This is a genomic window from Paenarthrobacter sp. 2TAF44 (assembly GCF_052114885.1).
Classification (GTDB): Bacteria; Actinomycetota; Actinomycetes; order Actinomycetales; family Micrococcaceae; genus Arthrobacter.
On sequence record NZ_JBFRFP010000002.1, the window covers coordinates 144,863 to 158,522 of the forward strand.

The following is a 13,660-nucleotide window of genomic DNA, read 5'->3' on the forward strand; positions in this document are numbered from 1 at the left end:
TCCCCTTTTCATGAACCCGACCCCACGAACGTTTGCCCAGGCCGGCGCACGTTGTACTTCACGCCGCCCGGGGGTGTGCCGTCCGTGAAGCCCTCCACAGTGTCCAGGCAGACGGCCTTGCCCCCGATCCTGATGAAGGTGGAATAGCCCTTGGTGACCGGCAGCGTCTTATTGCACGGTTTGATGTTGATGCCAACATTCGGGCACATGCTGATATCCCTGCCCTGGGGATCGTTGTCCACGAGCACCGGCGATCCTTTGACACGGACCCACTCCTGCGATGGCACGGTCTTGACTTTGCCGTCGTGCCCGCAGCGCAGGATGGCCTCCTCGACCAGAATCCTCATGGCTTAGGCCTCCTCGAAGTCGACTGATTTCGCACGGATTCTCATGGCTTTGCCCGGGGCTTCCAGCACCAGGTCCGTGGCAGCGGTGATGCGGAGCTTGTCCGGCCCCAGCTCCACCGACGAGCCGTGGCCATCCGTGAAGCTCACGGTGCGGGCACCGCCGTCGAGCATTATTTGTTGGCCGTCCGCACTGCGGAACGTGTAACGGCTCTCCCGGGGTGTGTTGACGTGGTTGTCGGGCGTCTGTTCACTGCCGTACAGGCCTCCGAGGATGATGGCCTGGGCCGGATCCGTGGCGGGAAGAAGCACCAGGACATTGTCGCCGGGAGCCGGCGGGGTGATCATCCCCTTGCCGGGACCGGCGGCCGCAGTAAGCACGGGAGCCCACGCTGTCTGGAGGTTCGGGTAAGCCGGTAGTTGCACACGGGCACGCCCCCTCGCCTCGGGATCGTCCACATCAGTGATGATCCCGAGCGTGAAGACGTCCGGGCGTCGTTCGGGGACAGGGCTCGGTGGACGGGTGGTAAGCGTGGTTTCGTAGCCCGTGCCGTCCAAACGGTGTGAGGCGCTCGCGATCAGGTAGGTTCCCTCGATGGACGGCGCTACCCCCTTGATCCTGACTCGCCCACCTGCCCTGAGCTGAGGATCGCCCTCAGCCACGAACACCGCCGTGACCTGCCCGGCCATCCGGACGTCCAGCTCGGACTGTGCCAATCCATTCGCCTCCTGGGTGGACTCGAGCGCTTCGTTGTCCCTTCGGAGGGTCCCGCCTGCACCCACGCTGGCCAATGTTGGGTCGGCTGTGACGTGGGCCTTCGCGTCGCTGCTGCTCGTTTCAGCCTGGTGGACTGAGGCGTCCTCGGCGCGCCAGCCGTTGATTGCAGCGGACGCGTACGCCGGTTCCTGGCTGACCTCGATCTCCGCCGAATGAAGGGATGCCCCGAGGCTGAGCTCCAGGGGTTCGCCTTCGCCCTCGAGTCCTGTGAGCCTGAGGGCTCCATCATGGACCACGGGGTAGGCGCCCACCCGGGCACTCTGTTCCACCAGGAGGCTAAGGTCCGTTCGGGCGCACTGGTACACCAGCCCGAGTTTCTCCCCGCCGCCCACGACATCCAGTCCGGTGCCCTCGCAGAGTTTTCTTGCCAATGCTGCGAGATCGACGTCCTCGTGCAGCCTGGTGAACTGGCGCTTCCTCAGGCGGTGCAGGGCATCGTAGGCCCTGATGCGGATCTCTTGACCAAGGTTGGCTCCGTAGCTGTACTCCACTACGGTCACCTCACCCACGAAGAGCGCGGTCCGGTGCCCGCCGAGCTCCACCCTCAGGGCATCACCGGGCGCCGGATCCACGCCACCCCTCGCCGCTGCTGTCCTGCCCGGACCGGGTCGCCAGCTGATGAGGCACTGGGCTGGCCTCGCGAGCGAAGTGAGCACCTGGACGGACACTATCGCCGCCGTTTCGGCCGTGCTTAGTCTGCGCCGGCCCAGGGTGACGATGAGTTCGGGGAGGCCCTGGACTTGCCTCATGGTGTTTCACGATTCATGGCGCTTCACCAACCGGTGGGACGGCGAGCGGGCCGCTGAAGTGCGCCGGGTCGTCGATGTTGTTGTATTCCAAGAGAAGCTTCCACAGCAGGGGTGTCCCGAAGGCTTCCACGGAAAGTCGCCCCAACTCAGCCGGTGGCACCTCGGGAAGAAGCTCGCCGCCGTCGGGCACTGCTGCGTCCCTGTCCGTGCTCCCGTCGCCCGTGACCGCCAGCGTGTCCACGGGTGGGGCCGTCAGATCCACGGCAGGGAGGCGCTGGGCGAGCTCGTAATTCTCGCCCCCTTCCTCGTCTGCGGACTGCCCGACGCGAACAAAGACCATCCGCATCCATGACCTGAGCGGTGAACCGTCCGCGGCGAAGCGGTCAAAGCGTTCCGCCACCTCGGTCACGATGCCCGGCACATTCCACGCGCGCCCCCACACAAACCGGACCGACGGCGGCCTCCGCTGGCGCTCCACCTCCGCGCTGTTCTCGGCGAGCGCCCAGATGGGCCGGGTCATTTGCCGAACGTCCTGCACATGGAGCGACGCCGGCGCGAGGTCGACGTCGAAGAGCAGGTCCAGCCTCAGCTCGGTGTGGCCGCCTCCCGTGAAGAGCAGGGGGTCGTCCGCCAGGCCGCTGCCGCTGAGTTTGCCGCCGGCACTTCTCCGGGGCTCCACACCGGCGGAGCGCTGCATCACGACCGTTTCCGGGTTGAGCAGGCAGCCCAGGTGTTCCCCGGTGTCCTCAATCAGGAAGGCGACACGTTCCATGTCAGACCGCCAAGTGTTCGTCAGTGAGGCGGGCTTGGCGGGCGATTGCTTCGGTTAGCGGGGTGGTTGCCGGGTTTGCCGGGGGTGCGGGTGTGGGCCGCGGGGCGAGCTCCGGCCAATCTCCCTTGAGCGCTGGCGCCGGGATATGGGTTGTGCTCGCGCTGGGGTGGCCCTGGGGTTGTGTGCGTTGTGGGCCCTGCTTTGCGTCCCGATTTTGGGGTTTAGCAAGCAGAGTAGGTCCCGCAATGGGAGGCGTTGTGTTGGGGGTGTGTTGTGGGGCGCGCTCTGCGCCCGAATCTTGGGTTTTGGCATGCACACCGGGCCCCGCAACGTGGGGTGTTTCGGGCCGATCGATGCGAAGGGGGAGCATGGGTATGTGTTGTGGGGCCTGCTTTGCGCCCGAATCTTGGGTTTTGGCACGCACATCGGGCCCCACAATGTGGGGTGTCGTGTTGGGGGTGTGTTGTGGGGCCTGGTCTACGCCCCATGTTGGCTCCGAAGCACTCAGATCAGGCCTCCCAACGAGGGACGATTCAGATCGATCCGTGCGAAGACGCAGCCTAGGCGTATGTTGTTGGACCCGTCCTGCGTCCCATGTTGGCCCGGAAGCGCGCATATCGGGTCCCGCCATACGAGTGGGCGTGCGTTGTGGGGCCTGCTCTGCATCCGTTGTTGGCCTGGAAGCACGCACATCCGGCCCCGCAACGGGAGGTGTGGCTGAGCGATCAGGGCGAAGGCGCAGCACGGGGGTATGTTGTGGGGCCTGCTCTTCGCCCCGTTTTGGCCCGGAAGCAGGCATATCGGGTCCCGCAACGTGAGATGTCGTGCCGGGCACGCGTTGTGGGGCCTGCTTTGCGCGCCGAGAGAGTCCCCAGGCACGCAGAGTGGGCCTCACAACGGGCGGGGTGTTGGTGGGAGCGGCTGGAGGAACCAACCCGGCGTCGCGCAGTAACTGAACCCAGTGCTCGGGTGCGCCTTCCACCTTCAGGCCTCGCACCGTCATCGAGCTTTCCGACGAATCAGGTTCCGAAACCGAAGGCACCGACGCGCCCGCGCCCGGAGAGCCCGACCCGCGATCCAGCCACGCAGCCACACCTCGCAACCGGTGCGCAGCCGCCCGCCGCCACGAAAACCCAGGCTCAGGCGACGGGAGCGCGGGCATCGTCGAGCTCCAGGCGGTCGTATGCGATGCTAAGGGATTCGATGGCGAGATCCTTGCCCAAGGCGTCAAGGGGTGCGCCGAACCAGTCGCACGGCCAGGCCCCCAGGAGGTTCCAGCGGCGGACTTCCACGGAGCCGGCATCGTTGAGCATCGCGATTGAGACGTTCCGGCGTTCCACTTTTCCGTCCACGGCTTTGAAGAGCCACTGCAGCATTTCTGTGGAGTCGGTGAGCCCATACTTCAAGGTCACTGGGGTGTACTCCACTTGCCCGGGGATGACGCGCACTGTGCTGTTTTCGCCGCCGGAGCGATAGAGGATGCGGTCGATTTTCAGGCCGAGGCCCTCCACTTTGGTGAAGTGGCCCTGAACCACACCTTGGATCACGAGCTTGAAGTTGTAGGCCCGGTATGGGTCCACCACGTTGCCCGGTTGGGCGGCAGGTGTTGGGGTTGTCATGTCAGGCTCCTGCGCTCTCTGTCTCGCTGGTGTTGTCCGCCGACTGCATGAGCTTGAAGATCACAAACTCGGCCGGTTTCACGGGCGCGATCCCGATCAACGTGACTACTTGCCCGGCGTCGCGGACCTCTGGAGGGTTGGTTTCTTCGTCGCACTTCACGAAAAATGCTTGTTGAGGAGTAGTCCCGAGCAGGGCGCCGTCCCGCCACACGTTGGTCAGGAACGCCCCGATGTCGCGCCGGATCGACTTCCACAGCGTGTGATCGTTGGGCTCAAACACCACCCAACGCGTCCCGTCCGCCACCGACTCCTTAATCATGTTGGTCAGCCGCCGCACATTCACGTACCGGTATTCGCTCGCCTCGGGAGCCTTGGTCCGGGCGCCCCAAATCCGGATGCCCTCGCCCGGGAAGTACCGGATGCAGTTCACGCCAGCCGGGTTCAGGACCTCCTGCTCACCGCGGCTCACGCGCCGGACAAGATCGATCGCGCCCTGGATGGGCTCGTTGGCTGGCGCCTTATGGACGCCGCGTGTCGCGTCAACTCGTGCCCACACGCCTGCAATATGGCCCGACGGCGGCTGCGTCACCTTTTTCCCGGACACGGGATCGATCATCACGATCCACGGGAAATACAGTGCTGTGTAACCGCCGGGGGACTGCGGGGCGCCGAGGTCCTGCTGCTCGCTGGCTTCCGTATCCGGATCAGCGGAGCGGCTCGCCGGGGGACGGGTTGAGTCGGGCCAGTCGGGGGCGTCGGAGGAGACCGATGATGCAGAGGAAGCCGACGACGGCGGGCTGTCGCCAGCGTCCGCTTCCTCCCCGGCGTCGCCCGAGCCGGCATCGTCACCTGAGCCGCCACCCGAGCTGCCATCATCCGGGCCAGCGTCGCCACCGGGGCCCCCATCCGCCGTCGTCCGCTCGTCTTCTTGGCCCACATCCCGCGCACCCATCGGAACGCCTGACGTCGCAGCCCTGGTGAGTGCCCCGACGTCGTCGACTTTTTCCACCGTATCCAGGATGGCCATGCGGTCCTGGCGGAGCGGGTGCTCCACATGCGCCGCTAGTGCCGCATAGGATTCAGCGTCCGCGAAGCCCGGCGCTGCCACCATGGAGATGTCGTCCACGGCCTCGAAAAGCGTGAGGCCTGTGGGCTTGGTGGCCGTGCCCGTGAGGCTGCCGTCGGCCCCAATGTTCACCACATAACAACGGCTCCCTCCGTTTGAGAAGAAGCCGTAAACAGCGTTGGAGAGCGGTGTGCCCGCTGTCGCGTTGCCGACATATTGGTCCACGAACTGCGTCCAGTTGTCCAGCACACGGAGCTCATCCACCAACGCGTCCTGGTCTGGAGCCACGCCTACGAACGCCGCGATGCTGGTGTTGACCTGCCCGATGGCTCGCGCGCCGCTGGGCACTTCCTGAACATAGACGCCTGGCGCCTGATAGTTCGCCATGGTGCGCTCCCTTTCCTGCCCGCGGTTGTCCGCGGATTCACACCCACCGGATGATGACCGGCAGGCTGCTGGTGCTGGCCGAGACTTCCCTTTCGGTGCCGCGTACTGCTACGGCAAAGTGCTGGAGTTCATCCGCCGAGGCCAGGACCTCGAAGTGGCCGGTCGCATCGCTGACGACTGCCGTGGCGGAAGAATGGGCATGGATGTAAGCGTCGGGGATGCCTTTGTTGTGGACGTCCACGAGCCGTCCGTGGATCCGGCGGGCAACACCGGTCTTGGCAATGAGCGGCTCAAGGACTGGCGGTCCGGATGGCTCTTCGAAGCGAAGGGCCACGGGGATCCGGACCAGGAATCCAAGTCCCTGCCGGATGGCTCCGGAGTATTCCTCGGGACGGAATTCGCCCGTGGAAACTACCGAGTATTGGCTGTGGCGTTCCACGGCCAAGAGCAGTTGCTCCATGTTGTCCAGTTGTTCGGGGCCATGGCATTCCACTGCCACCCGCAGTTCGAGGTCCAGGACCGGGCCATCGCGACGCGACCTTCCCACGCGGTTGAGCGTGACGGCATGGACGGTGACCGGAGCATCAGGGGTGGGAACGACGGCGTCTGGGGAACCGTCGTCGAACCTTACGCGCTGGGGAGTGACGGCGTCGGAAAGTACCCCCAGTAGGTCGGTCAACGACGAACGCACATAGCCCACGGCAGAACCCAGAACTCGAAAGGTGACCAGAATTGCAACTGGGACTAGGTTACTCCCGCTGTTGCGTGTAGTCACTGGGGAATCAGGAGTAACTCCATTCGATTGAATCTGCAGGTGGGCGGCCGTCGTCCAACGATTCAGTCTGCTTCCGCGAAAGGTACAGCCGGACTAGGATTTCCCGAAACGAAGCGGAGGTCCTGAAGATGCATGAGCAAGCGACGGCGGCCCTGGAGACCGGCTTTGCCCCGGTCAACGGACTACAGATGTACTACGAGTTGTATGGCGACGGCGGAACTCCCCTCCTGCTCCTGCACGGCGGGCTGTTCGACATTCAGCAGCAATTTGGCGCTTTGATCCCGGGCCTGTCCGAAGGCCGTAGGGTAATCGCCACAGATTTCCAAGGCCATGGAAGAACCAATGACATCGACCGTCCGCTGAGCACTGCGGACCTGGCTTCCGACGTCATTGGCCTCCTTGAACATCTGGGCGTCCGCGAGGCCGATGTATTCGGCTTCAGCGTTGGCGGTGCCGTGGCCCTGCACTTGGCGATCAAACGCCCGGACCTTGTCCGCAAACTCATCGTGTCTTCGGTGTCTTTCCGGCCCGACGGCGATCGCGGAGGAAACGCCGAAGCCGTGGCCTCTATGACGGTGGACATGATCGCCGGCACCCCGATGGAGGAGCGCTATCTGGCTGTTTCACCGCATCCGGACCGCGAGCACCTGCAAGGACTGTTGGACAAACTCGGCGGCTATGACGCTGGCTCCAGCGGATGGAGTGATGACGAAGTCCGCGGAATCGCTGCCCCAACGCTCATCACAGTGGGAGATTGCGACATGGTCAAGCTCGAGCACGCGGTGCGGTTCCTCCAACTGAGGGGAGGAGACGTGAATGGCGACTTCGAGGGCGTGCCCGCGTCGCAACTGGCAGTGTTTCCAGGCACCACGCATTTCTTCGGGTTGGCGCGGACCGCGCTGGTGCAGGACGTCGTCACAACCTTCCTGGACGCTCCACCGCCGGGCGCGTGGAAGGACCAGTGATTGGTCGGAGTTACTCGCTGGTTGCTCCGAGTGGCCTGCTCCGAACAGAACGTTCCCTGCGCTCGGACGATCTAGCGGCAATGGTTGCAACTGCTTCGGCAGATGCCCGGGTGTGCTTTACTGTCGGCTTAGCGGTAAGCGTCCGTCCCTCAATGGCCATGGAAGCACTCACCTGTTCAACGAGAACGTCGGCAGGAACGCGGATGGCTGTTCGCTTCTTCGCCATGGCCGCGGTAAGTGCGGGTGAGTAACTGACCTTTTTCATGAGTGGCTCCTTGCGGATGATTTCTCAAACCATTGTGTCACCCCTGCCGCCTACTTCACCTGCCGGACAGCGTCCCGCCACCACGCCACCGTCGCTGCGGCAGCTTCCGGGAGGGGCGTCGGTTCCAGGCCCAGGAGCCGCTGGCTTTGCGAGGAATCCATCACGAACGGCCGCTCGAACTGGTAGAGCATCTCGGCAAGCTCGCGCATGTCGGTCGAAAACAGGCCAGCCGTCCTCAGCACCCACCCGGGCACAGCACTCACCTTCGGAACAGAAACGCCGGCAGCGTCAGCGAACGCCGCGGCAAGTTCGCGTTGGGTCAGCGCAGGACCGGTCGGCGCGTGGAGCACGCTGTTCCAGAGCTTAGGATTCCGGGCCGCCATGGTCATTGCCGCCGCCAGATCAGGGACAAACGTGAACGAGTGCGGTTGCCGAGCGCTGCCGATCACCTGGACCGACTTTCCCTCCACAACCAGTGGAACCATTCGTTCGCCTGCATGCGCCGTACGCACCAGCGGGCCGAAGAAGTCGCCGGCCACCACGCTCACAGTATTTGCAGCATGCATCTGCCGCGCGTTCAGGAGCTGGGTCCTGATGCCTCGTTTGCCGCCCGACGCCGCCCGTGGACCCGCCTCAGTCATCACGTTCTCCGGCTCGCTGTAGGCGTAGAGGCTCTCTGGAAATACGACGACGGCGCCCGCGGCTGCCGCTGCATCCATCACCACTTGTTCGGCTTGCGGGAGTTCGGCCGCCCATGCCGCCGCACGGTAAGCGGATCCGTGAATGCAGTGGAATACCGCGGCGGCGCCGTTGAGCGCCTCGCCCAATTGCCTGGGATCAGAGGCGTCCACGCGCATTCGTTCAATGCGGGGATGGTCCGGGCCGCTGCCGGAACGAGTCAGAATCCGAACGTCTTCCCCCTGCTCAGCGAGGTGTTCGGCGACGGTCCAACCAACGGGTCCTGCTCCGGTGACGACGTACATGCTGATCTCTTTCCTCGAAGTCCAATTGAATTTGAAGAGAGAGCAGTGCTCTCTGAATTCAGAATGTCCCTCATCAACGCCAAAGTCAAGAGCACTGCTCTCCTTTGTTGATGGTGCTCTCTGTGTTGTGGCAAGGTGGTGTCATGTCTTCCACTGCGCGAGGCGTCGAAGCTGCGCCAAAAGCCAAGCCGCCAACTCCCCGTGAGCGTGCGCGGGCACAGACCATCGCCGACATAGTGCGACTCGGCCGGGAGCACTTGGCCGTCCATGGCGCGGCGGCTCTCTCCCTGCGGGCTGTTGCCCGCGATCTTGGCGTCGTTTCTTCGGCCGTTTATCGCTATGTTGAAAGTCGGGACGAGCTCCTCACACTCCTGCTGATCGACGGCTACAACGAGCTCGGAGACGAAGTGGATGCGGCCGTAGAAGCGCTTCCTGAGAATGATTTCGCAGGTCAGTTTCATGCCCTGGGTAAGGCGATTCGTGCTTGGGCGCTCAGGGAACCAGCCAGCTACGCCCTGCTTTTCGGCAGCCCCGTTCCCGGCTATCAGGCACCAGGTGAGCGAACCACGGTTCCCGGAACACGTGTCATCTATCGCCTCGTAAGCATCTTTGACGCAGCCCATCGCGCGGGCGCCCTGGAGACGGAGGTGAGTCCCGCCGTCGTCATCACACCGGCCTTGGCGGCAGACATGCGGAACATCCGGACTGAACTTGGAATCACGGTGCCCGAGTCCGCGCTCGCGCGGGGCGTGCTGGCGTGGACGTCCGTCTTCGGGGCTGTGAGCTTCGAAGTGTTCGGCCAGTACGGGCGCGACACGTTCTCCGCGCGCGACGAATTGTTCGAGCACCAACTGCTCGTCCTCCAGGGCATGGCGGGGCTGTGACCACCGGCTGAACGTTCAGCAGCAGACGGTAAAGTATCAAGATGGTTCGAGGGCTTGCTGATATAGGCGCGGAGGGCATACTGCTCGCCGGTGCCGGGCGCGCCATCCTCCTTCAGATTGCTGATCCACGGGTGGGGCACGGCGTCGCCGATCACAGCGACTTTGTCCATAGGCCGCAGGACCGGCTGCGGTCTACGCTGACTTACGTTTATGCGATTGTTTACGGCACGGACGAGCAAGTTGCTGCGGTTCGCCGCGCCGTCAACCGCGCCCATGCTCCGGTGCGGCGGAACCCTGATGATGCAACAAAGGGCTACAACGCTTTCGACCCCGAGTCCCAGCTTTGGGTTGTCGCCACTCTGTACGACACCGCCGTCACCGTTTACGAGCAAGTGCATGGACCGCTCGACGACGAGACCGCCGACCGCATGTACCGCGACTATGCGCGCATTGGGACGGCGCTGCAGCTTCCGGTGAACATGTGGCCGCCCGATCGTGGGGCCTTCGCCGAATATTGGTCCGCGCACGTGGGCCGGCTTCGACCTGATGAAAAAGCCCGCAACATCGCCAAGGACCTGCTCTATCCGGCAGGTGGGCCGGCACTCATGCGCCTGGCCATGCCGCTTGCCCGCTTCCTGACCGCCGGCCTGCTTCCGGACCACTTGCGCGAAGGCTTCGGCTTGCAGTGGACTCCCCGTGATGACCGCCGTTTCGAGCGGACGATGCGTTGGCTTGGACGCGTCTATCCCCGGCTTCCGCAGCGGATACGGCACTGGCCCAGGGATTACTACCTGGGCCGGCTGGAAACCACCCCTTCCAGGACGAGGGGCAGGTCAAGGAATGCGTAATTCGACCTCGGTGGAACAAGCCATCGATGACCTCGCGCACCGTTATCTGCAGCACGCTCAGGGCGGCAGGCTCCGCATGCGCCTGACCGAGTTCGTAGTGTTCGGGCTGAAGCAGGCCTGGGCCTGCGTCTTCGGTGCAGCGCTGCTCGCAGTGATCATTGCAGCCCGCCTCTGGTACCCGGACGACGCCGGCCTGGCGCGGAATGACTTCCTGACCATCGCCGCAGTCGCCATTCAGATCCTGATGATCAGCTTCAAGTTGGAGACACTGCGCGAGTTGCGGGTGATCCTGCTGTTCCACGCCGTTGGAACAGTGATGGAGCTGTTCAAGACGGACGTGGGCTCGTGGTCTTACGAGGCCGAGGGTTTCCTTCGGATCGGTGCTGTTCCACTGTTCAGTGGCTTCATGTATGCGGCCGTGGGCTCTTATATGGTTCGTGTGTTCCGGCTTTTTGACCTCCACTTCGACCACTACCCCTGGCGGTGGATCACGGCCCTTGTGGCTGCCGGGATCTACATCAATTTCTTCTCGCACCACTACATCTTGGACGCGCGCTGGGTGCTGCTTGCCGCCGTCGTGCTTGTCTACGGGCGGTGCATGATGCACTTCCGGGTGTTCCGTAAGCGCTTCCGGATGCCCATCCTGGTGTCTTTCCTCTTGGTGGCGCTGTTCATTTGGTTCGCCGAGAACATCGGCACGTGGTCCCATGCGTGGCTCTACCCCAACCAGGTAAATGGCTGGCAGGCGGTCTCGATCGATAAGCTCCTCGCCTGGTTCCTGCTGATGATCATTTCCGTGGTGCTGGTGGCGTGGGTGTATAAACCTGAGCCGCCGCCAAGCCCCACTGGCGCCACCCAAATTCGGCAGGGACACCCGGATATCCATATCGCCCGGCCACCCGAGTGACGCTGTGTCGTTTGCGCGTCGTCAGGCTTCGCCGCGGGCGGCCTTGAGCGCCGCGCGCCTATCGATCCTTAACTACTAGGACGTAAAGGGACTTTCTGGTTTCCGTGCCGGTCTTCCGGAGTGCGTTATGAATATGATTTTGAACTGTCCTTGGGCTTATTCCCAAATGTTCGGCAATTTCATTGTTGGTTCGAAGACCCGCCATGGAAGCAATATAAGTTTCGCGTTCCGTTAATGTTCCGAATGACCGCGGGTTGGCGTGCTGGCCTGCTGACGGCTCCGCGGTGTGCGAGGAACCATCCCGTAGTAAATTCCTAGGCTGTTGAGATTCAGTTGAGCTACTCCTCGACGTATGAAAGAGACGCCTTTCCCTGGCAGTTGCCTGCCTTCGGAAGAAGTCAGTGATAACTGGCGGGCTGATGGCAGCCAACGGGCTACCACTGTTACCAGCCACAATGCGGAGAAAACCACGGCGTTCCAGCTTGTCCAAAATATGGATGTCAATGAGCGACTCCAGCACCTCGACGGATGCGTCTTCTACCATCGCAACCGTGCGTAAAGCCCTGAACTCCTCCGGATCCAGATCGCTGAGCAGCCCTTCAACGGTGCCTCGCAGATGCTCATTCCACAAGGAATCACCCGTCATATGCCACTGTCCGCGTCTCAGCACTAGAAGGCCGCTCAGCAAACCGGTGTCCGCAACGCGCACTGCGATTTTTGGGTTGCCCCCCGATAAGGCGAATATCCGGGTTGTCGTCTCATCGTGGGGCGCTGCACCCAGCATGTTTGCCAAGAGCACTTGGACTTGGTCGAAGTGAAGCGGCGCGAGCTCTACGATCGCTTCGCGCCCGACGTCGAAGACGGCCGACAGATCCCTCGAGGCCCTCTCGGTTTCCAGCGCTGTAGCAATCAGAATCCAACCGTATCTTCGGCGAGCTGCTTGAAGGACCGCCAAGGACTGACTGTCGAGGTGGTTGATGTCATCTACGACAAGGACTTGATTTCGTGAAGTTCCCAAGCGATTTGAAAGCACTTTCGCATTTTCAAGTACGCAGTCGAAGCGGCCATTCTGCTGATCCAGTCCGAGGTGCCTTGTGGTAAAAAGCTGGACAGATCCTAGCGATTGGATCCCGCCGATAACGTGGACCCTCGCGCCGGTCTTCTTCAATGAGGACGCCACATACCGAGCCACGGTAGATCGCCCACTTCCGGGCTGCCCCACGACTCGAACGCTGACTCCTCGTTCAACAAACTCCAGAACTCTTGCGATTGGTGAGGCCAGTGCCTCGTTCGATGACGCCGGTGGGTGCTCGAAAGTGTCTGTTAGTGGGCTGTTAGCTTTCTGAGGTCCTGTCATTGGCTCCGCTTTTCATGGTCACTCGGCACCCCCCTCCCCGGCAACATTCTCCGGCGCCGCGAGATGCCCTTCATGATGTATGTGTCGGCAGACGGTCATTCGTGACATGGCAGGTCCAAAGGCTGTCCACGGTTCGCCAGTGACTAGTGGATGTGGGCTCACTAGCCCGCCGGAGTGACGCTGTGTCGTTTGCGCGTCGTCAGGCTTCGCCGCGGGCGGCCTTGAGCGCCGCGCGCCTGGCCTGGAGCAAAGGCTCGACGTCGGGAACCCGCCTGAGGTCTATGGCTTGCGTATCGCTACGACTGCCCCGTGCGTCGATGACGATTCCGTAGCTGCCAGCACTTCCTGCCGCGAACCAGTAATCAGTTCCGTTCCAGAGGGTGAAATCCGCAGGGATGCCGTCCACTGTGGCACCAAGGTGCTCTGTGGGGTGTGCGGCGAACGTCGCGGACTGACTCTGCAACTCCTCCAGCGACTTCGGCGGCCCGGCGATGGCCTGCCAGCGGTTTCGCACCACTTCCAAGGGATCACGCGTTGTTGTGATCACTTCCATTTGCGGGTCAGCGGTGGGATCCGGAGGAAAGGCGTTGCCGTGCAGCGCCCCACCCTCGCTGGCGTCCATCTGCCACGAACCCAGCATCAAGGGTCCGTCCCAATCCTCAAGCCGGAACAACGGGAGGCGCCCGGCTCCCTGCCGGACCCTTTCCTCCAGCTCGTCATTCATAGCCCAAAACGCATCCGGCGGCACGAATCCAGCGAACTCCATCGCGTAAGTCTGCCAGTTCACGCAGGGCGAAACCAGCCTTCGGAGCCGCGTACTTCCGGGGGAAATTTCGATGTGAAACCTAAAGTTGAGCGTACTTCACTCAACTTTAGATTGACATTGAAACGAGGCTGAGTACAGTTGAGTGCAGAACGCTCAACTAGCCGATTGTTGAGTGGGCTCCCGATAACCCAACCG

14 protein-coding genes are annotated in these 13,660 nt (G+C 63.0%); 4 read left to right on the forward strand and 10 right to left on the reverse strand.

What is annotated here, in order from left to right:
- Nucleotides 1-8: 8 nt before the first annotated feature.
- The 6 genes from AB4Z15_RS03115 to AB4Z15_RS03140 all read right to left on the reverse strand — a co-directional run bounded on the left by AB4Z15_RS03115 (nucleotide 9) and on the right by AB4Z15_RS03140 (nucleotide 6,394).
- Nucleotides 9-347, reverse strand: a complete 339-nt coding sequence (locus AB4Z15_RS03115) for a hypothetical protein (protein ID WP_442016016.1) — start codon at nucleotides 345-347, stop codon at nucleotides 9-11.
- Nucleotides 348-350: 3 nt separating this feature from the next.
- Nucleotides 351-1,871, reverse strand: a complete 1,521-nt coding sequence (locus AB4Z15_RS03120; RefSeq protein ID WP_442016017.1) for a phage baseplate assembly protein V — start codon at nucleotides 1,869-1,871, stop codon at nucleotides 351-353.
- 13 nt (nucleotides 1,872-1,884) lie between these two features.
- Entirely contained in the window at nucleotides 1,885-2,643 is a 759-nt protein-coding gene (locus AB4Z15_RS03125) for a CIS tube protein (RefSeq protein ID WP_442016018.1), read from the reverse strand.
- A gap of 1,139 nt (nucleotides 2,644-3,782) precedes the next feature.
- Entirely contained in the window at nucleotides 3,783-4,262 is a 480-nt protein-coding gene (locus tag AB4Z15_RS03130; protein ID WP_159708998.1) for a phage tail protein, read from the reverse strand.
- A 1-nt stretch (nucleotide 4,263) separates the two neighbouring features.
- Complete coding sequence (locus AB4Z15_RS03135; protein WP_442016019.1) at nucleotides 4,264-5,715, reverse strand: phage tail sheath family protein; 1,452 nt, start codon at nucleotides 5,713-5,715, stop codon at nucleotides 4,264-4,266.
- 37 nt (nucleotides 5,716-5,752) lie between these two features.
- Entirely contained in the window at nucleotides 5,753-6,394 is a 642-nt protein-coding gene (locus AB4Z15_RS03140; RefSeq protein WP_442016020.1) for a hypothetical protein, read from the reverse strand.
- Nucleotides 6,395-6,618: 224 nt separating this feature from the next.
- Between AB4Z15_RS03140 and AB4Z15_RS03145 the strand changes: the two genes are divergently transcribed.
- On the forward strand, nucleotides 6,619-7,455 hold the full coding sequence (locus AB4Z15_RS03145; RefSeq protein ID WP_442016021.1) for an alpha/beta fold hydrolase: 837 nt from the start codon (nucleotides 6,619-6,621) through the stop codon (nucleotides 7,453-7,455).
- 10 nt (nucleotides 7,456-7,465) lie between these two features.
- Here AB4Z15_RS03145 and AB4Z15_RS03150 read toward each other — a convergent pair whose 3' ends face one another.
- A complete protein-coding gene (locus AB4Z15_RS03150; protein ID WP_442016022.1) occupies nucleotides 7,466-7,720 on the reverse strand; it encodes a hypothetical protein in 255 nt (84 codons plus the stop codon).
- 50 nt (nucleotides 7,721-7,770) lie between these two features.
- The gene (locus tag AB4Z15_RS03155) at nucleotides 7,771-8,703 is read right to left on the reverse strand and encodes an NAD-dependent epimerase/dehydratase family protein (protein ID WP_442016023.1); all 933 of its coding nucleotides are present in this window, start codon (nucleotides 8,701-8,703) and stop codon (nucleotides 7,771-7,773) included.
- A gap of 143 nt (nucleotides 8,704-8,846) precedes the next feature.
- Between AB4Z15_RS03155 and AB4Z15_RS03160 the strand changes: the two genes are divergently transcribed.
- From AB4Z15_RS03160 to AB4Z15_RS03170, 3 genes are read left to right on the forward strand one after another with little or no spacing between them, the layout of a single operon-like run.
- A complete protein-coding gene (locus AB4Z15_RS03160) occupies nucleotides 8,847-9,587 on the forward strand; it encodes a TetR/AcrR family transcriptional regulator (protein ID WP_442016024.1) in 741 nt (246 codons plus the stop codon).
- Between the two features lie 41 nt (nucleotides 9,588-9,628).
- On the forward strand, nucleotides 9,629-10,435 hold the full coding sequence (locus AB4Z15_RS03165) for an oxygenase MpaB family protein (protein WP_442016025.1): 807 nt from the start codon (nucleotides 9,629-9,631) through the stop codon (nucleotides 10,433-10,435).
- On the forward strand, nucleotides 10,428-11,342 hold the full coding sequence (locus AB4Z15_RS03170) for a DUF817 domain-containing protein (RefSeq protein ID WP_442016026.1): 915 nt from the start codon (nucleotides 10,428-10,430) through the stop codon (nucleotides 11,340-11,342). The genes AB4Z15_RS03165 and AB4Z15_RS03170 overlap by 8 nt, the downstream gene beginning before the upstream one ends.
- A 58-nt stretch (nucleotides 11,343-11,400) precedes the next feature.
- Here AB4Z15_RS03170 and AB4Z15_RS03175 read toward each other — a convergent pair whose 3' ends face one another.
- Complete coding sequence (locus tag AB4Z15_RS03175) at nucleotides 11,401-12,699, reverse strand: LuxR C-terminal-related transcriptional regulator (RefSeq protein WP_442016027.1); 1,299 nt, start codon at nucleotides 12,697-12,699, stop codon at nucleotides 11,401-11,403.
- Nucleotides 12,700-12,898: 199 nt separating this feature from the next.
- Complete coding sequence (locus AB4Z15_RS03180; RefSeq protein ID WP_442016028.1) at nucleotides 12,899-13,465, reverse strand: hypothetical protein; 567 nt, start codon at nucleotides 13,463-13,465, stop codon at nucleotides 12,899-12,901.
- Between the last annotated feature and the right edge of the window lie 195 nt (nucleotides 13,466-13,660).